This is a genomic window from Kitasatospora indigofera, from assembly GCF_014655955.1.
GTDB lineage: Bacteria > Actinomycetota > Actinomycetes > Streptomycetales > Streptomycetaceae > Kitasatospora > Kitasatospora indigofera.
In genome coordinates this window covers 94,347-114,834 of sequence record NZ_BNBO01000022.1, presented here as the reverse complement: position 1 = coordinate 114,834, position 20,488 = coordinate 94,347, and the positions used below count along the sequence as shown (strand labels likewise).

At 74.6% G+C, this 20,488-nt stretch carries 12 protein-coding genes and 1 pseudogene; 9 read left to right on the top strand and 4 right to left on the bottom strand.

All coding sequences use genetic code 11. The features are described 5' to 3' along the window. Positions 1-136: 136 nt before the first annotated feature. The 4 genes from pepN (at position 137) to IE329_RS20110 (ending at position 5,774) form a co-directional block, all read left to right on the top strand. On the top strand, positions 137-2,728 hold the full coding sequence (gene pepN / locus IE329_RS20125) for an aminopeptidase N (protein WP_190212325.1): 2,592 nt from the start codon (positions 137-139) through the stop codon (positions 2,726-2,728). Positions 2,729-2,912: 184 nt separating this feature from the next. Further along, positions 2,913-4,298, top strand: coding sequence for a ferredoxin reductase family protein (locus tag IE329_RS20120; RefSeq protein ID WP_190212324.1), 1,386 nt, complete (start codon positions 2,913-2,915; stop codon positions 4,296-4,298). Between the two features lie 133 nt (positions 4,299-4,431). Further along, positions 4,432-4,926 (top strand): FMN-binding protein, encoded by a 495-nt coding sequence (locus tag IE329_RS20115; protein WP_190212323.1) that lies wholly within the window; start codon positions 4,432-4,434, stop codon positions 4,924-4,926. A 92-nt stretch (positions 4,927-5,018) separates the two neighbouring features. Continuing rightward, the gene (locus tag IE329_RS20110) at positions 5,019-5,774 is read left to right on the top strand and encodes an FAD:protein FMN transferase (protein WP_190212345.1); all 756 of its coding nucleotides are present in this window, start codon (positions 5,019-5,021) and stop codon (positions 5,772-5,774) included. A 182-nt stretch (positions 5,775-5,956) separates the two neighbouring features. Here IE329_RS20110 and IE329_RS20105 read toward each other — a convergent pair whose 3' ends face one another. The 3 genes from IE329_RS20105 to IE329_RS20095 all read right to left on the bottom strand — a co-directional run bounded on the left by IE329_RS20105 (position 5,957) and on the right by IE329_RS20095 (position 9,096). Continuing rightward, a complete protein-coding gene (locus IE329_RS20105) occupies positions 5,957-6,190 on the bottom strand; it encodes a hypothetical protein (RefSeq protein WP_190212322.1) in 234 nt (77 codons plus the stop codon). Positions 6,191-6,233: 43 nt separating this feature from the next. Next, positions 6,234-8,471, bottom strand: coding sequence for a 4-alpha-glucanotransferase (gene malQ, locus IE329_RS20100; protein WP_229927612.1), 2,238 nt, complete (start codon positions 8,469-8,471; stop codon positions 6,234-6,236). Positions 8,472-8,790: 319 nt separating this feature from the next. Beyond that, positions 8,791-9,096, bottom strand: a complete 306-nt coding sequence (locus tag IE329_RS20095) for a hypothetical protein (protein WP_190212320.1) — start codon at positions 9,094-9,096, stop codon at positions 8,791-8,793. Positions 9,097-9,818: 722 nt separating this feature from the next. On the opposite strand from IE329_RS20095, the gene IE329_RS20090 reads away from it, so the two are divergent. Continuing rightward, the gene (locus tag IE329_RS20090) at positions 9,819-13,802 is read left to right on the top strand and encodes a beta-N-acetylglucosaminidase domain-containing protein (RefSeq protein WP_229927607.1); all 3,984 of its coding nucleotides are present in this window, start codon (positions 9,819-9,821) and stop codon (positions 13,800-13,802) included. 274 nt (positions 13,803-14,076) lie between these two features. On the opposite strand, the pseudogene IE329_RS20085 reads toward IE329_RS20090, so the two are convergent. Then, positions 14,077-14,580, bottom strand: a pseudogene (locus IE329_RS20085) (HNH endonuclease); the annotation flags it as partial. A 541-nt stretch (positions 14,581-15,121) separates the two neighbouring features. Between IE329_RS20085 and IE329_RS20080 the strand changes: the two are divergent. The 4 genes from IE329_RS20080 (at position 15,122) to IE329_RS20065 (ending at position 20,487) form a co-directional block, all read left to right on the top strand. After that, positions 15,122-16,237 (top strand): mechanosensitive ion channel family protein, encoded by a 1,116-nt coding sequence (locus tag IE329_RS20080; protein ID WP_190212343.1) that lies wholly within the window; start codon positions 15,122-15,124, stop codon positions 16,235-16,237. A 492-nt stretch (positions 16,238-16,729) separates the two neighbouring features. Further along, on the top strand, positions 16,730-17,920 hold the full coding sequence (locus IE329_RS20075) for an ROK family transcriptional regulator (RefSeq protein ID WP_190212318.1): 1,191 nt from the start codon (positions 16,730-16,732) through the stop codon (positions 17,918-17,920). Positions 17,921-18,130: 210 nt separating this feature from the next. Beyond that, positions 18,131-19,486: an ABC transporter substrate-binding protein gene (locus IE329_RS20070; protein WP_190212317.1), complete on the top strand. Its 1,356-nt coding sequence runs from the start codon at positions 18,131-18,133 to the stop codon at positions 19,484-19,486. A gap of 17 nt (positions 19,487-19,503) precedes the next feature. Beyond that, the gene (locus IE329_RS20065) at positions 19,504-20,487 is read left to right on the top strand and encodes a carbohydrate ABC transporter permease (RefSeq protein ID WP_190212316.1); all 984 of its coding nucleotides are present in this window, start codon (positions 19,504-19,506) and stop codon (positions 20,485-20,487) included. Position 20,488: the final 1 nt, after the last annotated feature.

The following is a 20,488-nucleotide window of genomic DNA, read 5'->3' as shown; positions in this document are numbered from 1 at the left end:
AGCCGTCGCGGGGCCGGGCCGGCCGGGCCGCCCGGCCCCGCGACGGCGGCCCGCCCCGCCCCGGGTATTCCCCCGCTGCGGCCCTCCGGCCATGGGAGGATGCGGAGCATCCCTGCCTGACGAAGGAGTCCTGCGAGTGCCTGGCACAAACCTGACCCGTGAGGAGGCCCGCACCCGGGCCCAGCTCCTCCACGTGGACGCGTACGACATCGAGCTCGACCTGAGCTCGGCCCGCGACGGAGGCACCTTCCGGTCCACCACCGTGGTCCGGTTCAGCGCCAGCACCCCCGGCGCGTCCAGCTTCATCGACCTGGTGGCGCCCGCCGTCAGCGAGATCGTGCTCAACGGCGAGAGCCTGCCGGTCGCCAACTTCGCCGACAGCCGGATCGCCCTGCCCGGCCTGCGGGCGGAGAACGAGCTTCGGGTGGTCGCCGACTGCGCCTACACCAACACCGGCGAGGGCCTGCACCGCTTCGTCGACCCGGTCGACGGCGAGACCTACCTGTACACGCAGTTCGAGGTCCCGGACGCCCGCCGCGTCTTCGCCTCCTTCGAACAGCCCGACCTCAAGGCCGCGTTCCGGTTCACCGTGACCGCCCCCACCGGGTGGGTCGTCGTCTCCAACTCCCCCACCCCCACCCCGGCCGGCGAAGGCCCCACCCAGGTTTGGGAGTTCGAGCCCACCGGCCGGATCTCCTCGTACATCACCGCGCTGATCGCCGGCCCGTACGTCGGCGTCTTCGACAGCTACGAGAACGGCGCCCAGAAGGTGCCGCTCGGTGTCTACTGCCGGCCGTCGCTGCGTGAGTTCCTGGACGCCGACGCCGTGTTCGCCGTCACCAAGCAGGGGTTCGACTACTTCCAGGAGAAGTTCGACTTCGCCTACCCCTTCGCCAAGTACGACCAGCTCTTCGTCCCGGAGTTCAACGCCGGCGCGATGGAGAACGCGGGCGCCGTGACGCTGCGCGACCAGTACGTGTTCCGGTCCAAGGTGACCGACGCCGCGTACGAGTCGCGGGCCGCGACCATCCTGCACGAGCTGGCCCACATGTGGTTCGGCGACCTGGTCACCATGGAGTGGTGGAACGACCTCTGGCTGAACGAGTCGTTCGCGACCTTCGCCGAGGCCGTCTGCCAGGCCGAGGCCCCCGGCTCCAAGTGGCCGCACTCCTGGACCACCTTCGCCAACCAGATGAAGACCTGGGCCTACCGCCAGGACCAGCTCCCGTCCACCCACCCGATCATGGCCGAGATCAACGATCTCGAAGACGTCATGGTCAACTTCGACGGCATCACCTACGCCAAGGGCGCCTCGGTGCTCAAGCAGCTGGTGGCGTACGTCGGACAGGACGCCTTCTTCAAGGGCGTCCAGGCCTACTTCAAGCGCCACGCCTGGGGCAACACCCGCCTCAGCGACCTGCTCGGCGCCCTGGAGGAGACCAGCGGCCGCGACCTCGGCGCCTGGTCCAAGGCCTGGCTGGAGACCGCCGGCATCAACATCCTGCGCCCCGAGCTGACGCTGGCCGCCGACGGCACCATCGAGTCGCTCGCCGTCCTCCAGGAGGCCCCCGCGCTGCCCGCCGGCGCCAAGGGCGAGGCCGTGCTGCGCCCGCACCGGATCGCCATCGGCGCCTACGAGCTGCAGGACGGCAAGCTCGTCCGCACCGAGCGGATCGAGCTGGACGTCGACGGGGCCCGCACCGCCGTGCCGCAGCTGACCGGCCGCCGCAAGCCGGCCGTGCTGCTGCTCAACGACGACGACCTGTCGTACGCCAAGGTCCGCCTGGACGAGGACTCGCTGGCCTTCGTCACCGAGCACCTCGGCGCCTTCGCCGACTCGCTGCCGCGCGCCCTGTGCTGGGCCTCCGCCTGGGACATGACCCGCGACGGCGAGCTGGCCGCCCGCGACTACCTGACGCTGGCCCTCTCCGGCCTGCCCCGGGAGAGCGACATCGGCGTCGTCCAGTCCGTGCACCGCCAGGTCCGCGCCGCGCTGGACGTCTACACCGACCCGGCCTGGCGCGAGCAGGGCCTGGGCCGCTGGGCCGCCGCCGCCGAGGAGCAGCTGCGCGCCGCCGAGCCCGGCAGCGACCACCAGCTGGCCTGGACCCGCGCGCTGGCCGCCGTCGCCCGCACCGACGGGCAGCTCGCGCTGCTCGCCGGCCTGCTGGACGGCTCGGTCGAGCTCAAGGGCCTGGCCGTCGACACCGAGCTGCGCTGGACGCTGCTCGGCCGGCTGGCCGCCACCGGCCGCGCGGACGACAAGGCCATCGAGGCCGAACTCGCCCGGGACCGCACGGCCGCCGGCGAGGAGCACGCCGCGACCTGCCGGGCCGCCCGGCCGACCGCCGCCGCCAAGGCGGAGGCCTGGGCCTCGGTGGTCGAGTCGGACAAGCTGACCAACTACATGCAGGACGCGGTCATCGCCGGCTTCGTCGACTCGGACCAGCGCGAGCTGCTCGCGCCCTACACCGCCAAGTACTTCGCGGCGGTCAAGGACGTCTGGGAGAGCCGCAGCCACGAGATCGCCCAGCAGATCGTGGTCGGGCTGTACCCGTCGGTCCAGGTCGAGCAGGCCACCCTGGACGCCACCGACGCCTGGCTGGCCTCGGCCGAGCCCGTCCCCGCCCTGCGCCGCCAGGTCGTGGAGGCCCGTGACGGCGTCCAGCGCGCCCTGCGGGCCCAGGCCGCCGACCGGGCGGCGGGCGCCCGGGAGCTGGGGCACTGAGGTACCGAGGTACTGACGCACTGACGTTTTGAGGCACCCGTGAGCGGGCCGGTGCCGGAGATGATCCACCTCCGGCACCGGCCCGCTCCGGCGTTCCCGGCCCGGGCTCTGTCGTTCCCGTAGGGATTTTCAAAGGAAACCCCCATCTTCCGGTGGCACGCTGGCTCGCCAAGGAGGCCAGCCCATGACCACTTCAGCCGCCGGACCAGCCCGACCCCCCGCCCGCACCGCGCGGCGCACCACGCGGGGGGCCCGGCTGCCCGCCGACACCCTCGCCGCCACCGTCCTCGCGCTCGTCGGGGCCGGCGCGGCCGCCGTGCTGCTGCTCTGGTGGCAGGACACCCGGTCGGTCGGCGGCGCCGACCAGTGGCTGACCGGCGCCGGGCGGATCACCGGCCTGCTGGCCGGCTACACCGCGCCCGTGCTGATCCTGCTGATGGCCCGGATCCCGCCGCTGGAGCGCGGCCTGGGCGCTGACCGCCTGGCCCGCTGGCACGCCGCCGGCGGCCGCTACCTGGTCGGCCTGCTCACCGTCCACGTGCTCACCGTCGTCTGGGGCTACGCGCTCACCGTGCACCGGAACGTGGCCGGCGAGGCCGTGGACATCGTGCTGCACTACCCGGACATGCTGAAGGCGGCCTTCGCCACCCTGCTGATGCTCGGCGTCGGCGCCGTCTCGGCCCGGGCCGCCCGCCGCCGGATGAGCTACGACCTCTGGTACCACCTGCACCTGGCGACCTACCTGGCGGTCGCCCTCGGCTTCGGCCACCAGCTCACCAACGGCGCGGACCTGGGCCCCGGCCCGGCCCGGACCTGCTGGTACGTCCTCTACCTGGGCACCGCCGCCGCGCTCGGCTGGTACCGGCTGGCCGTCCCCGCCCTGCGCGACCGGCGGCACCGGCTGCGGGTCGCCGAGGTACGGCCCGAGGCACCCGGGGTCGTCTCGGTCTTCGTCACCGGGCGGCGGCTGCCGGAGCTGCGGGCCGAGGCCGGCCAGTTCTTCCGGCTGCAGTTCCAGGCGCCGGGCCTGCGCTGGACGGCCAACCCGTACTCGCTGTCCGCGCCGCCGCACCCGGACTTCCTGCGCTTCACGGTGAAGGACCTCGGCCGGCACAGCGCCGCCGTGGCGGCCCTGCGCCCCGGCACCGCCGTCCGCGCCGAGGGCCCGTACGGCGCCCTGACCGCCCGCCGGGTCCGCGGCCGGGGCCGGCCGGTGCTGCTGCTGGCGGCCGGGGTGGGGATCACGCCGCTGCGGGCCCTGTTCGAGACCCTGCCGGCGCCGCGCGGCGGGCTGACGCTGGTCTACCGGGCGAGCAGCGCAGCGGACGTGCTCTTCCGGGACGAGCTGGCGAAGGTCGCGGCCGCGCGCGGCGCCCGGGTGCACTACCTGCTCGGCCCGCGCGCGGAGGTCGGGGACACCGGCGCCGCGCTCACCCGGCTGGTCCCGGGGCTGGCCCGGCACGAGGTCTTCCTCTGCGGGCCGGACGCGCTGGCCGAGGCGGCCGTCCGGGCCCTGCGGGCGGCCGGGGTGCCGCGCGGACGCATCCACCACGAGTCGTTCAGCCTGTGAGAGCCGGTGTCCCGGCCCGGGACACCGCCGGAGCCCGTCCCCACCGGGCCCCCTCGCCAGGACCCACTACCGCCAGAACCCACCTCCACCGAACCCACCTCCACCGTTCCGTCAGATCCATTCGGGAGTCACCGTGCGCAGAGCCGTCGTCGCCAGCAGCGCCACCGTGGCCGGCATAGTCCTGCTGCTCTCGCTCAAGCCGCACGAGGCGGCCACCACCCCGGCCGCCCTCGGCACCGGCACCGGATCCTCGGGAACGGGCTCCTCGGGCTCCCCGGGGACCGGCGCGGGTACCGACGCCGGTGCCGCGAGCCCGTCCGCCGGTACCGGCGGCGCCGCCTCCGGCACCGTGCGGACGGTCACCGGCAGCGCCGCCAACACCCGGTTCGGCCCGGTCCAGGTCAAGGTCACCCTGGACGGCACGAAGATCACCAAGGTGGAGGCGGTCGAGTACCCCACCCACGACCGCCGCGACCAGGAGATCAACAGCTACGCGGTGCCGCTGCTCAACCAGGAGGCCCTCGACGCGCAGAGCGCCGACATCGACGTCGTCTCCGGCGCGACCTTCACCAGCCAGGGCTACGCCACCTCGCTGCAGAGCGCCCTCGACCAGGCGGCCGGCCGATGAGCGTCTCCCCGAGCGCCCTGCCGGCCTCGTCCGTCCGGGTCGTACGGCCCGCCGCCGGGCCCGGTGACCCGCTGCGGCACGCCGAGCACGTGATGGGCACCGTGTTCTCGTTCACCGTCCGTGACGCGGGGCGGGGCGCCCGGCGGGCCGGCGTCGAGGCCGCCCTGCGGCGGGCCGTGGACCGGCTGCACCGGATCGACCAGGTCTTCTCCCCGTACTGGCGGGACAGCCAGGTCAGCCGGCTGGCCAGGGCCGAGACCACCCTCGCCGACTGCGACCCGGAACTCGCCGAGGTGCTGGAGCGCTGCCGGGAGGTCGCCGCCGAGACGGACGGCTGGTTCACCGCCCACCCCGGCGGGCGGCTGGACCCGAGCGGCTGGGTGAAGGGCTGGGCCGTGGAGGAGGCCGTCCGGCTGCTCCGCACGGCAGGTGCCACGGACCTCAGCGTCTCCGGCGGCGGGGACGTCCAGTGCGTCGGCGGCCCGTGGCGGGTCGGGATCGCCCACCCGACCAGGCCGGGCGCCCTCACCGCGGTGGTGGCGGGCCACGACCTGGCGGTGGCCACCTCGGGCACCGCCGAACGGGGCCCGCACATCCTGGACCCGCACAGCGGCCGGCCGGCCACCGGCCTGCGCTCGCTCACCCTGGTGGGCCGGGGCCTGGCCCGTACCGACGCCTGGGCCACGGCCGCCTTCGCGATGGGCCCCCGGCGCGGCCTGGCCTGGGCCGAGGCCCGTCCGGGCGTCGAGGCGCTGGCCGTCCTGCCGGACGGCCGCAAGCGCTGGACCAGCGGCTTCCCCGCCCTGGTCGCCCCGGGCCTCCCGCCCGGGCGGGCCCTGCGGGACTGACCCCCGGCCCCGCCCGGGTCCGGCCGAAGCGGCCCGACGCAGTGCGATGCGGCCCGACGCACCGCCGCCGCGTCCGCGCGACGCGGCCCGGCAGGCGCCCGCGCCTCCCGCCCGGCATGCGACTGCCCCGCCGGCCACGGTGGGCGGGCGGGGCAGTCGTCAGGCGTGACGGGTGGGAGGCGCTACTTCTTCTTGTCCTTGCCGACCACCGACGGCAGCATGACCAGGCCGGCGATGACCACGAACAGCACGATCGGGATCGCCACGTACAGGCCGAGGGTCTGGGCAACGCTCAGACCGGTGCCCGGATCGTCGCCGTCGTCCGGGGTCAGGGCCATGGCGGGCGACGACATCAGCATCATCAGCGTGGCCGCTGCGGAGACCGCACCGGCGCGCAAAGCGTTCCTCTTGTCCACGTTTCCACCGTACCGGCCCCTTACCCCGGGCCGCGCGCCGGGGTCAGCCTTCCGGGCCCGTCGCCGGAACAGCTGCCGGAGCGGTTGCCGGAGCTGTCCCCGGAGCTGTCGTGCGGTGGGATGCCGGGACGGGCGCCGGGAGAGCGGCTCCGGTGGGCCCGGTGCTCCCCCCGTCCTCCGCGGGCACGGCGTCCGTGCCGTCCTCCGCACGGTTCAGCCCGGCCAGCACCGAGGCGAGGGCGGCGGTGCCCGGTGCGGCGGCCAGGCGGTCGAGGGTGAGCGGCTGCCCGGCCGCGTCCGCCACCGGCAGCCGCCAGTTGGGGTACTGGTCCCAGGTGCCCGGCAGGTTCTGCGGACGCGGGTCGCCGACGGTGTCGGGCAGCCAGACGCCCACCAGTTCGGCCGGCGTGGCCAGCAGGAACCGGTGCAGCGCCTGCGGGTCGAGCGGCTCGTCCTTCGCCAGCAGGCCCAGCCGGGTCAGTTCGGCCCGCCAGTCGGCCAGTTCGGCCGCCGCCTCGGCCTGCTCCTCGCCCAGCGCGCGGGCCAGCAGCCCCAGCCGGTGGCGCAGTTCCACGTGCTCGCCGGAGAGCCGGGCGGCGGTGGACGGCAGGTCATGGGTGGTCAGGGTGGCCAGGCAGTCGGCCCGCCAGCGGGCGGGCGGCAGGATCTCGCCCTTCGCCTGCCAGTCCCGCTCGAACCACAGGACGGAGGTGCCGAGGATCCCCCGCGCCGCCAGCACCTCGCGCACGCCCGGCTCGACCGTCCCGAGGTCCTCGCCGATCACCGCCGTCCCCGCCCGGTGCGCCTCCAGGGCCAGCACGCCGAGCATCGCCTCCGCGTCGTAGCGCACGTACGCGCCCTCGGTCGGGCGGTGGCCCTCCGGCACCCACCAGAGCCGGAACAGCCCCATCACATGGTCGATCCGCAGCGCGCCGGCGTGCCGGGCCGCCGACCGCAGCAGCTCCGCGTACGGGGCGTAGCCGGCGGCGGCCAGCGCGTCCGGCCGCCAGGGCGGCAGGCCCCAGTCCTGGCCGTGGGCGTTGAAGGCGTCCGGCGGGGCGCCGGTGGAGATGCCGGTGGCCAGCACGTCCTGGAGCGCCCAGGCGTCCGCACCGTTCGGGTGCACGCCGACGGCGAGGTCGTGGATCAGTCCGACCGTCATACCGGCCCGCTCGGCCGCCTGCTGGGCCTGCCCGAGCTGCTCGTCCACCTGCCAGGCCAGCCAGCGGTGGAACTCCACCCGGTCGGCCAGCTCGCCGCCCGCCAGCGTGACGTGCGGGCTGTCGGGACGGCGCAGGCCCTTCGGCCAGGCGTGCCAGTCACTCCCGTGCGCCTCGGCGAGCGCCGACCAGACGGCGTACTTCTCCAGCCACGCGCCCTCCCGCCGGACGTACGCCCGGTAGGCGGCCTCGCGCCCCACCCCGCGCGGCGCCTGGTGCAGCAGCTCCAGCGCCTCGCACTTGAGCGTCCAGACCGCGTCCCGGTCGATCAGCCCGTCGTGCTCCAGCACCTCCGCCCGCAGCAGACCGGCCCGGCGCGCCAGGTCCTCCACCCGGCCGCGCTGCCCCGGCCGCAGGTAGGCGTACTCGGGGACGGCCTCGACCCGCAGGTGCACCGGATCGGCGAACCGGCGCGAGGACGGGCGGTACGGCGACGGGTCGGAGGGCACCCCCGGCAGCGCCGCGTGCAGCGGGTTGATCTGCACGAAGCCGGCGCCCAGCCCGGCCCCGGCCCACTGCGCCAGCTCGGCGAGGTCCCCCAGGTCCCCCATCCCCCAGGACCGCTCCGACAGCACCGAGTACAGCTGCGCCAGGAACCCCCAGCTGCGGCCGCGCAGCCCGTCCAGCCGCTCCGGCGCGACGATCAGCGCCGCCTCGGCCCGCCGCTCGCCGGCCACGGCCAGCAGGCGGTGCCGGCCGAGCGGCAGGTCCGCGGGCAGCCAGTGCGAGCGGGCGGCGGGCAGCGTCCACTCGCCGCCGTCCTCCAGCTCGATGCTCACCCGGGCGTCGGCCGGCACGTCCAGCGCCGTCCTTCGCCCGGCCCGCACCACCACGCTCGGCGGCAGCAACCGTGCCTTGGCCTCGGCCAGATGACGCTCCATCGACTCCCGGACGGCCTCCGGCGTCCCCGCCTCCACCCCCAGCGCGGCCAGCACCGCCACCAGCGTCCGCGCCCCCACCGGCACCGGCCCGCTGCCCGGGTCGTACGTACTGTCCACGCCGTGCGCGTGCGCCAGCGCCACCAACTCCGGCGGAGGCGGCGGGGCGTCCTGCGCCGGCACCTGCCGGCTGCCTGTTTCGTCACGGTCGAGGTATGCGGCCACTCGCGGCTCCTGCGGGTCTCGGCGACGCCCGTACGGGACAGCACAAGTCCTACCCGCGCGGGGGTCGGCCGACCCGGCACGACACGACGGGGCGGGGGCGGTGCGGCGGGACGGGTGACGCGGGCGAACAGAGGGGCGGGCCGAGGCCGGGCTTCCCGGCGGTTCCCGAGCCGCCGCCCCGCAGGCCGGCCGCTCCACTGCCCACGGCAGGCTCAGGTTCCGGCCGGGAGACCGGACAGCGGCCTCCGGCGGCGTCGAGTCCTGCCGGCTTCACGGGTCAAGCCGTTCGGAGCCGCTCCACGCTGTGACCGTCCACGACCAATCCTTCGATCTGCGGACCCGACTGCTCCCCGTCCACACGAATGAGCGTCCGGTAGGCCAGGAACTCGCCTTCCACCGGATCGCCGTAGGAATCAGGCTGGGTCATGACCTTCACCACCGCCGATCCGATCCGTGCCGTCCAGTAGTCGCCGGCATAGTGACTCTCCCGCTGCTCGAAGACGCATCCGGACTGCCGGCCGATGGCGGCGGCAGCCTCGCCCGGCACGTGCGCACGGATGCCGAACAGCACATGTCGCGTCACGAGGCCCCCTGTCCGTACCAAGAAGTCGACCGCGGCCGGGCAGGGCTCCACCCGGTCGAGCGGGAAAGCGTCGGCACCGCGCTGGCCCCTGCGCCGTCGACCCCTGCGGCAGATCACGGCTGCCGGCCAGGATCGGCATGGTGCCCGGCGGCCCATCGTACGTACGAATCTGGCGGGCCGTCAGGTTGTACGCGGTGACGGTCCCGGCGTGGCCAGGGACACTCCGGACAGCAACGGTGGTTCCGGCGGCATCGAACCGCTGCCACCGGGTCTCGCTCCGGCGAAGGCGACGGAGAGGGGCGACGGTCGTCGGCCGGCCCGGCGGTTCACCCTGAGCACCGCGGACGACGACGCCCGGTCGTACCGACTGCACGGACAACCCGGCCGGCGCCGCAACCGTCCGGAGGGGAGTCCGGTCCCCGGCTCGCCACCCCCATGACGGCAAGGACGGATGTGACCGGGCGACCGGGCCCGCCGTACCGTCCCGTGCGGCGGGCCCCTTCGTTCGTGTCCGGCGGAGGAGGTCCGGCCTGACAGGTCATCAATCAGGACAAATCGGATATACACGCCGCCGACGTTGACACCGCAAGTCTCAACTGGTGGGCTTTGGCGCGACCGGGGATCGTGGGTGGCGGAGCGCGGCACCCGGGTCGGTCGCCGATCGATGATCACTCCGTGCGTCCGGCCCGTTGACCTGGGCACTCACCGCGAGGAGGCCCCCTGTGCAGTCCCGTGTGTCCGTCGCCGCCGGCCGCAGGCTGAGGCAGCAGTTGGAGCAGAGCGCCGCCCTGCGGGACGTGCTGCAGCATCCGGCCGCGCTGGCCGCCCGGCGGGCCACCGCGCGGACGGCACGGCAGTTGGCGCCGCGGGCGGCGGACCGGCTGATAGCGGACATCAAGGGGACGGAGCCGTTGCTGGCCTCCGTACGGGCCGAGCGGGCGGTGCCGGCCGGCGGGGCGCGGGTCCCCTCGCAGCGGCGGCGGACCTTGCAGGTCGCGGCGACCCTGTCGGCGGCCGCGGTGGTCGGCGGGCTGCTGGTGAGCGCACCGGCCTCGCAGGCGGCGCCGACGGCGTACGCGGCGGCGGCCGACGTGGTGGGTGGGGACGCGCAGACGCCGCTGGGGAGCCTGGCGAACCCGCAGGTGTTCCCGCGTCCGCAGCAGCAGGCCGTGGCGGGGCGGCCGGTGACGGTGCCGGCCGAGGTCACGCTGGTGCTGGCGCCGAAGGCGGACAACGCCGCGGTGGACGCGGTCCGCGAGGTGCTGTCGATCGCCGGGGCGAGCACGCTGACCCCGCAGCCGGAGTCGCCGCAGCCGGCGGCCGGTTCGCTGGTGGTGTACGTCGGCGGCCCGGGCGAGGGCGCCGACCCGCTGGTGGACCAGGTGCTGCGCGAGCTGTCGGCCGCCGCGGGCAACAAGGACAGTGCCGTGCCGTCGCCGGCCGGGCTGCCCGCCGGCGGGTACGTGCTGTCGGCCGGTCAGCTGGCGGCGCAGGGCGGCGGGACGTACGGCGCGGTGGTGCTGGCGGGCGTGGACGCCACCGGCACCTACTACGCGGCGCAGAGCCTGCGGCAGCTGCTGGCGGCCGTCCCGGCCGGCCAGGGCCAGGCGCCGGCGCCGGGTGGCCAGCCCGTCCCGCAGCCGGTCCAGGCGAACGCCGGCACCCTGGGCCTGCCCGGGATCTCGCTGCGCGACTGGCCGGGCGGCGCGCCGGTGCGCGGCACCGCGGAGGCCTTCTACGGCCGGCCGTGGACCCAGCAGCAGCGGCTGGACCAGCTGGACTTCCTCGGCCGCTCCAAGCAGAACTTCTACCTCTACGCCCCTGGCGACGACCCGTACCGGCTGGCCCGCTGGCGGGACGCCTACCCGGCCGCGCAGGCCGAGGAGCTGACGGCGCTGGCCTCCGAGGCCCGCCGCAACCACATCACGCTGGGCTACGCGATCGACCCCGGGCAGTCGTTCTGCTACAGCTCCGGCAAGGACGTGGACGCGCTGGTGGCGAAGCTGGACGGGCTGCGCCGGATCGGCTTCGGCTCCTTCCAGCTGCAGTTCCTGGACGTCAGCTACGACGAGTGGCACTGCGGCGGGGACAAGCGCGCCTACGGCTCCGGGCCGGCCGCGGCCGCCAAGGCGCAGGCCGAGCTGGTCGGCAAGGTGCAGCAGCGGCTGATCGCGAAGAACCCGGGCCTGGCGCCGCTGTCCGTGGTGCCGACCGAGTACCACCAGACGGGCTCCACGCCGTACCGCAAGGCGCTGGCGGCGGCGCTCCCCGAGGGGGTGCAGATCGCCTGGAGCGGGATCGGGGTGATCCCCGAGAAGATCACCGGCGCTCAGGCCGCCGACACCGGCGCGCTGTACGGGCACCCGCTGGTCACCCTGGACAACTACCCGGTCAACGACTCCAGCCCGGACCGCCTCTACCTGGGCGCCTACACCGGCCGGGACCCGGAGGTCGCGGCCCGTTCGGCCGCCCTGCTGACCGGTGCGATGCAGCAGCCGGTGGCCTCCCGGATCGCCCTCGCCACGGCGGGCGACTTCGCCTGGAACCCGGCCGGCTACCAGCCGGACGAGTCCTGGAAGGCCGCCGTCCGCTCGCTGGCCGGCCCCGCCGCGGGCCCGTCCGGCGGTCCGGCCTCGGTGCTGGGCGCAGTCACCGCGCTGGCCGGCAACAGCTCCTCCTCGCCGCTGGCCAAGCAGGAGTCCGGCTACCTGGCGCCGCTGCTGGAGCGGTTCTGGTCCGCCGTGGAGCCCTCCTCGGGCAACGCCCCCGACCAGGCGAAGCTGCTGGAGGCGGCGGCGCCGCTGCGGGAGGCCTTCGGGGCGATGGCGGCCGCCCCGCAGACCCTGGCGGGCGACCGGGCGACGGCCGCGCTGGCCGCCGAGGCGGGCCCGTGGCTGGCCCCGCTGCGCGCGTACGGGCTGGCCGGGCAGTCCGCGATCGACATGCTGCTGGCGCAGCGCGGCGGTGACGGCACGGCGGCCTGGAAGGCCCGGGTGGAGCTCGGCCGGCTGCGCGACCAGGCCGGCCAGAGCCCGGCGACGGTCGGCGCGGGCGTGCTGGGCCCCTTCCTGGAGCACGCCGTGCGGGCGGCGGACACCTGGGCCGGCGTGGCGGGCGGCAGTGCGACGCCGACCAGCACCCTGGGCGCCGCGAACGAGCATCCGGCGGCGCTGATGACGGACGGGGAGGCCGGCACCTTCTACTGGAGTTCCGCGCCGCCGCAGCCGGGCGACTCGGTGGGGGTGTCGCTCGGCGACGGGCGCCCGGTCGGCAGTGTGACCGTACTGATGGGCTCCTGGGGCAACGGTCCGGACGCCGCCACCGCGGTGGACGACTACATCCGGGACGGGGTCCTGGAGTACTCGACCGGCGAGGGCGGCTGGAAGCAGCTGGCGCAGGTCAGCCGGCAGAAGAGCGTCACGGCGCCGGTGCCGGCCGGCGAGGTGGTGCGGGCTGTGCGGCTGCGGGCCACGGCCGCGCAGAAGACCGCGGTCGCGATCCGCGAGTTCACCGTCACGGCGCCGGGCGAGGTCCCGACGAGTGTCTCCGGCGGCCCGGCGGCGACGCCCGGGTTCTCGGCCGCGGCCGTGCTGGACAACAACCCGGACACCGCCTACCGGGCGGCCACCGCGCCGACCGCCGCCGACGAGCCGCTGACCGTGGAGCTGGGCGCCGACCGTCCGCTGGACCGGCTGACCGTCCTGACCGACCCGGGCGTGCGGGCCACCGCGACGGTGCAGGTGCGCCGGGCGGACGGCAGCTGGGCGGAGATCGGCACCGTACGGCCCGGTTACAACGAGCTGCCGGCCGGCGGGCTGCCGGCGGGCGCGGTCCGGCTGACCTGGCAGCCCGGCGGGGAGCCGCCGGTCGTCAACCAGGTGATCCCCTGGTACGCGGACACGCCGGCGGCGCGGCTGAGCCTGTCGGACGCCGCGGTGGACGTGGTGACCGGTGCGGCCGCGCCCGCGCAGACCCGCGCTTTCGTCGAGGCCGGCCGCCCGGAGGGGGTGGCCGGCGAGCTGCGCACGGAGGTGCCGCCGGTCGCGAAGGGGCTGACGGTCACTCCGGTGGCCGCGGTGACGGTGCCGCGCGGCGGCCGGGTCGGGACCCCGCTGCTGATCACGGCGACCCCGGAGACGCCCTCGGGGACGTACCAGGTGCCGGTGGTGTTCACCGCGGGCACCGCCAGTGTGCGCCAGGTGCTGCAGGTGCACGTGGTGCCGCCGACCGGCGGCGCCGACCTGGCGCCGACCGCGACCGCGACCTCCTCGGGCGACGAGACGCCGGCCTTCCCGGCCTCGGCGGTGGCCGACGGCGACCCGAAGAGCCGCTGGTCCTCGCCCGCCTCGGACGGCGCCTGGGTGCAGCTCAAGCTGCCGCAGCCGGCCCACCTGGGCGCGGTGGTGCTGCACTGGCAGGCCGCGTACGCCGCCTCGTACAAGGTGCAGACCTCGGCGGACGGGGTGACCTGGACGACGGTGGCCTCGGTGGACGACGGCGGGGGCGGTACCGAGACGGTCCGCTTCGACGCGCCGGGCGCGGTGTACCTGCGGGTGCAGGGCGTGTCGCGGGCCACCAAGTACGGCTACTCGCTCTGGGGCGTCGAGACCTACGCGGTCACGCCGGCCGCTCCCCCGGCGGTGCCCCCGGCGCAGCTGGCCGCTCCGGCCACGCCCCCCGCCGCGCCCCCGGCGCAGCCGCACTGACGCGCGCCGCCGCCGGACGGACGGCGGGCCGCCGGCGCTCCCCGTTCGGGGTGCGCCGGCGGCCCATGAGGCGTACCGGGATATGACGGGCAGGCCCTTTTGTGGAGCGGGATCAGGCGGAGAGCGGTTCGGGCTGCTCTCCGCGGCGGCCCGGCGCGGGGCGCGCGGGGGCGCCGTGCACCGGGAGGGGATGGGCGGCGTGCGCCCGGCCGAGCGGTACCGGGTGCGCCCCGGCGAACTCGGTATGGTCGTGGTGCTCGTACTCCCGGAACTGGTCGTTCGCCCCGTACGGCTCCAGGTAGGGCCGCCAGCGCGGGTCCTTGATCCCGGTGCCGATGATGCGCCAGGCCAGGCCGCTGGGCGGGGCGGGCTGGCGCTTCATCCGCCAGCCGAGTTCGGTGAGGTGCCGGTCGGCCTTGGTGTGGTTGCAGCGGCGGCAGGCCGCCACGACGTTGTCCCACCGGTGCTGGCCGCCCCGGCTGCGCGGGATGACGTGGTCGACGCTGGTAGCGGCGGCCCCGCAGTAGACGCAGCGCCCGTGGTCACGGGCGAACAGAGCGCGGCGGGTGAGCGGGACGGGCCCGCAGAAGGGGACCCGGACGAAGCGGGTCAGCCGGACGACGGACGGCGCCGGAAGGGCGCTGGTGGCGCTGTGCAGAGTGACTCCCGAGTCCTCCAGGCTGACCGCCTTGTGGTTGAGGACCAGGATGAGTGCGCGGCGCATCGATACGACGCCGAGTGGCTCGTAGGACGCGTTGAGGACCAGGACATGCGGCACGGATGCCTCCTTGGACGCCTGCGGCGCGTGGCTCGCGCCGGGACGAGCGGTTCGACCACGCAGCGGGTGCGTGATCTCCCCCAGTGTCGCCTCACGCGTTCGCGCGGCGCCACCACTCCTGTGTAACGGACCTGACGTGAATTCCGGATGTGTCTTCCGTCATACCCGGTATGCCCAGGTCGCGGCCCGGTTGCACCCGACGCGCCGGGGCGTCCTCGGCGCGTCGTCACCCGCCCGCGTCCCGCGGTCACCGTCCGCCGTCACCGGGCGGCGGCCCGGCCCCGGCCGGCCGGAGCGGCCCCGGCCGGCCGGAGCGGCCCTGACTGCCTGTCCGGGACGGCCCCGGGCGGCCGCTAGGCTGGTCCGGACGGCCTTCGGGCCCGGGAGCGGCGCCGCACCGGGTCCCCGGCGGCCCTCCACCGCTCCCTGCAGGAAGGCCCCGCACGTGTCCTGGTCCGGTGTCACCGGTCTCCTCGCCGACGCGACCCCGACGACGGCTCCCTCTGCTCCCGCCACCGGTACGGGCCAGCCGCCGTCCGGCCTGCCCGGGCTCGACCTCAGACTCCCCACCAGCGCGGACGAGGTCACCAGCAGTACCAAGGAGGCGGCCGGCTGGCTGGACGCGCACTGGCAGGAGTGGGTGGCCAGCGGCATCCGGATCGTCTTCATCGTGCTGCTCGCCCTGGTGCTGCGGGCGATGGTGCGCAAGCTGATCACCCAGCTGATAGCGCGGATGACCAAGCCCGCGGAGGGCGAGGCGGCCGAGCCGAGCCGGCTCGGCGGGCTGCTGGCGAACACCGGGGTGGTCAACCCGGAGCGGCGCCAGCAGCGCTCGGAGGCGATCGGTTCGGTGCTGCGCAGCGTGGCCTCGTTCACCATTCTGGGGACGGCGGCGCTGATGGTGCTGTCGGCCCTGGGGGTGAATCTGGCGCCGCTGCTGGCCAGTGCCGGTGTCGCGGGTGTGGCGATCGGTTTCGGCGCCCGCAACCTGGTGACGGACTTCCTGTCCGGGGTCTTCATGATCATGGAGGACCAGTACGGGGTCGGGGACGAGATCGACACCGGGGTGGCCACCGGCACGGTGCTGGAGGTCGGCCTGCGGGTGACCAAGCTGCGCGGGGCGAACGGCGAGATCTGGTACATCCGCAACGGCGAGGTGAAGCGGATCGCCAACATGAGCCAGGGCTGGTCGACCGCCTCGGTGGACGTCCAGGTCGGCTACAAGGAGGACCTGGTCCGGGTCGAGGCGCTGATCCTGGAGACGGCCGAGGCGCTGTCCAAGGAGTCCCCGTACGACGAGCTGATCTGGGCGCCGTTCTCGGTGCTCGGGGTGGAGTCGGTGGCGGCGGACTCGGTGGTGCTGCGGCTGGAGGCGAGGACGGCCCCGGGCAAGTCCGCGCTGGTGGGACGTGGTCTCCGGCAGCGGCTGAAGGCGGCCTTCGACCTGGCGGGGATCAAGCTCAAGGAGGAGGTCCCGACGGCGGCGGCCGCCGCCGCGGCCGCCGCCGCGGGGGTCCTCCCGGTGCTGGTGGCCGACGCCGGCCCGCCGTCGGCGCTGGCCGATCCGGCCTCGCCGCGGTCGCTGGCCGCGGCGCCGATACCGGCTCCGGCCCGTCCGGCCGACGAGGCCGGGCCCGGGCCCCTGAAGACCACCTGAGGCCCCTCGGGGCCCGCCCGGCGGGCCGCCGCCGAGGCCCGTTCCGGCCATCGCCCGGGCGCCCGTGACGACGGGCCGCGACGCCTTCCACCGAGCCCCGTCCCCCTTGCCGGGGGGCGGGGCTCGGTCGTGTCCGGTAACGCTTCGGCATCCACCTTCGGGCGGGCCATTGACACCCCGCTGAGCAGGGTTCTACGGTCCTCTCCAAGCGACTGGAAAGTTTCCTAACAGTTCTTGTCGCAACCACCGGGCCGCCCCGCCCGGTCACCCCGGCGTACCCCGGGCGCACCCGCGCCCGGCATCGCCGGACGGCTTCACGGCCACCCCGCACCACCACCGCCGTACCGCCGGGACCCGCCCCGCCCGCCCGGCCCGCCGCACCACGAAGCCCACCGAAGCCACCCCGGTCCGCCGGGGCCGGGCCACCCCGCCGGGGCGGGCCCGGGCCACCCCGGCCTGCCGGCCGGGCCACCGAAAGAGGAGGATCGACCTGTGACCGAGAACACCAGCCGCCTCCCCCTCGCCGGTACCCCCAGCCTGCTGCGCGCCATCAACGACCGGGCCGCCCTCCAGCTGCTGCTGGAGAACGGGCCGCTCTCCCGCACCCAGATCGGCACCCTCACCGGCCTGTCCAAGCCCACCGCCTCCCAGCTGCTGGCCCGCCTGGAGGCGGCCGGGCTGGTCGTGCCGGTCGGCACCACCGAGGGCGGCCCCGGGCCCAACGCGCAGCTGTACCAGGTCGACCCGGCCGCCGGGTACGTCGCCGGGCTGGACGTCACCACCAGCCAGGTCCGGGTCGCGGTCGCCGACATCACCGGCCGCACCCTGGCCGAGCACGTCGTCCCCAGCAAGGGCTGGCCCGCCGCCGCCACCGTCGAGAAGGTCGGCGAGGCCGTCGCCGAGACCGTCCGCCGGGCCGGCCTCGCGCCCGGCAGCCTGCGCGAGATCGTGATCGGCGTCGGCGGCGCCCCCGACCCGGTCACCGGCAAGCTCCGCTACGCCTCGCACCTGCCCGGCTGGCACTCGCCGCGGCTGACCGACGAGCTCTCGGCCGCGCTGGCCGCGCCGGTGAGCATCGAGAACGACGTCAACCTGGCCGCCGTCGCCGAACAGGCCTCGGGCGCGGCCCAGGGCTGCGAGGACTTCGTCCTGCTCTGGGCCGGCGAGGGCACCGGCGCCGCGATCGTGATCGCCGGCCGCCTGCACCGGGGCTTCACCGGGGGCGCCGGGGAGGTCGGCTACATGCCGGTGCCCGGCGCGCCGGTGGTCCGGGACGTCCGCCGGAAGAACTCCGGCGGGTTCCAGGAACTCGTCGGCGCGCCGGCCGTCCGGGCGCTCGCCCGGGAGCACGGCCTGAGCGCGCCGAGCGCCGAGGAGGCGGTCCTGCTGGCCCTGGAGACCCCGGGCGCCGGCGACGACTTCCTCACCGCGCTGGCCGGGCGGCTCGCCGTCGGGCTGGCCGTGATCGTCTCCGTCGTCGACCCCGAGCTCGTGGTGGTCTCCGGCGGGGTCCCGATCGCCGGCGGCGAGCGGCTGCGGCTGCTCGTCGAGGACGAACTGGCCCGGATCGCGATCACCCGGCCGGAGGTCCGCAGCAGCGCGCTGCCCGGGCCGCCCGTCCTGCACGGGGCGCTGCAGCGCGCCCTGGCCGCCGCCCGCGAGGCGGTCTTCTCCACCCACTGAAGCTCCACCCGGCGAAGCTCCACCGACCGAAGCTCGACCGCCCGAAGCTCCGCCCACCGACCCTCCCCGCACCGACCCGCCGCACCACGGCTGAGGAAGACTCAGCACCCCGCCGTACCCGACACCGCGACCGCAGCACACCTTCCCCCAACCCCCGCCGGGCGACGAGGCAATGACGCCTGCCCGCGCACCCCCCAGGAGGACCTCGAAGTGCACGCCACCACCTCCCGCAGAGCCCGCCGTACGATCGCCGCCGTCACCGGCAGCGCCGTCCTGGCCCTGCTCGCCACCGCCTGCACCGGCACCAACTCCGCCGGTGGCAACGACGATTCGGCCAGCGGCAAGGACGTCACGATCACCTTCTGGCACGGTTGGAGCCAGGACAGCGAGACCAAGGCGATCAACGACAACATCGCCGCCTTCGAGAAGGCCCACCCGAACATCCACGTCAAGGCCGTCGGCAACATCGCGGACGACAAGACCAACCAGGCGCTGCGGGCCGGCGGCGACGACGCCCCGGACGTGGTGTCCTCCTTCACCACCAACAACGTGGGCACCTTCTGTTCGTCGAACGTCTTCGCGGACCTCAACCCGCTGCTGAAGAAGGACGGCATAGACGCCGCCAAGACCTTCCCGGCGGCGATGCTCAACTACACCCAGTTCAAGGGCAACCAGTGCTCGCTGCCGCTGCTCGGTGACGTGTTCGGCCTCTACTACAACAAGAAGGCCTTCGCCGCGGCCGGCATCACCGCGCCGCCGAAGACCTTCAGCGAGTTCGCCGACGCGGCCGCCAAGCTGACCGTCGCCGACGGCGACGGCTTCAAGCAGCTCGGCTTCATGCCGAACTACCACGGCTACGAGTCGACCACCGAGCACTTCCTCGGCCAGTTCGGGCCCAGCTACTTCGGCTCCGACGGCAAGTCGAGCATCGCCACCGACCCCAAGGTCGCCGAGATGCTGACCTGGCAGAAGGGCCTGGTCGACAAGCTGGGCGGCTTCGACAAGCTGGAGAAGTACCGCGCCTCCTTCGGCGACGAGTTCAGCGCCAAGAACCCGTTCCACACCGGCCAGGTCGCGATGGCGATCGACGGTGAGTGGCGGACCGCCTCGCTGGCCACCGACAAGCCGGACTTCGAGTGGGCCACCGCGCCGTTCCCGGTGCCGGACGCCGAGGTCTCGACCTACGGCCGCGGCTACCAGACCGGCACCATCATCGGCATCGCCAAGAACAGCAAGAAGCAGGCCGCGGCCTGGGAGCTGGTCAAGTACCTGACCACCAACACCGACGCCGTGGTGAGCTTCGCCAACGCGATCCACAACGTGCCGAGCACCTTCGAGGCGCTGAACTCGCCGAAGCTGGACGCCGACGCGAACTTCAAGACCTTCCTGGACATCGCCAAGAACCCCAACTCCGGCACCACGCCCGCCAGCGTCAACGGCGGCGCGTACATCGTGTCCCTGCAGAACCTGGGCTACGACTACGAGTCGGGCAAGCAGACCGACCTGGCGGCCGGCCTCGCGGCCACCGCCAAGGAAATCGACGCCGCCGTGAACCAGGCGAAGTAGCGTAAGGCGAGCAACACATGGCAATCGCGTTCGGCTCCCGTAAGGCGAGTGCCGGACTCCCCGTCCCGGCGGCGCTTCGCAGCAAGCGCCGCCGGGCGGCGGCCCGCACCCTGGCCTTCCTCTCGCCCTGGCTGATCGGCTTCGGCTTCTTCTTCGTCTACCCGCTGGTCTCCACCCTCTACTTCTCCGTCACCCACTACGACGGCTTCACGACCCCGACGTTCACCGGCCTGAAGAACTGGTCGTACGTCTTCAACGACTACCCGTTCTTCTGGCAGGGCCTGCGCAACACCCTGTGGCTGGTCGTGGTGATGGTCTCGCTGCGGGTGGTCTTCGGTCTCGGCATCGGCATGCTGATCACCAAGGTGAAGACCGGTGCCGGGCTGTTCCGGACCTTCTTCTACCTGCCCTACCTGGCCCCGCCGGTGGCCGCCACGATGGCCTTCGCCTTCCTGCTCAACCCCGGTACCGGCCCGGTCAACCAGCTGCTCGGCGACCTCGGTCTGCCGGCGCCCGGCTGGTTCACCGACCCCAGCTGGTCCAAGCCCGCCCTGACCATGCTGGCCATGTGGGGCATCGGCGACCTGATGGTGATCTTCATGGCCGCCCTGCTGGACGTGCCGAAGGAGCAGTACGAGGCCGCCGAGCTCGACGGCGCCGGACCGGTCCAGCGGTTCCGCTACGTGACCTTCCCGAACATCTCGCCGATCGTGATGTTCGCGGTGGTCACCGGGGTGATCCAGACCATGCAGTACTACACCCAGGCGATCGTCGCCGGGAAGGTCGCCAGCGGCGTGATCGGCGGGTCCGGCCAGCAGTTCGAACCCGGCTACCCCCAGGGCTCCACCTGGACCCTGCCGCAGATGGTCTACAACCTGGGCTTCCAGCGCTTCGACTACGGCTCGGCCTGCGTCATCGCCCTGATCCTGTTCGCCATCTCGATGGCGTTCACGTCGATCCTGCTGCGCCGCAAATCCGGCTTCATGGCGAACGAGGACTGAC

Excerpts from the sequence above, each read along its gene's own strand:
- IE329_RS20120 (WP_190212324.1), top strand. The coding sequence starts at position 2,913 with ATGACCACTTCAGCCGCCGGACCAGCCCGACCCCCCGCCCGCACCGCG.
- IE329_RS20110 (WP_190212345.1), top strand. The coding sequence starts at position 5,019 with ATGGGCACCGTGTTCTCGTTCACCGTCCGTGACGCGGGGCGGGGCGCC.
- IE329_RS20065 (WP_190212316.1), top strand. The coding sequence starts at position 19,504 with ATGGCAATCGCGTTCGGCTCCCGTAAGGCGAGTGCCGGACTCCCCGTC.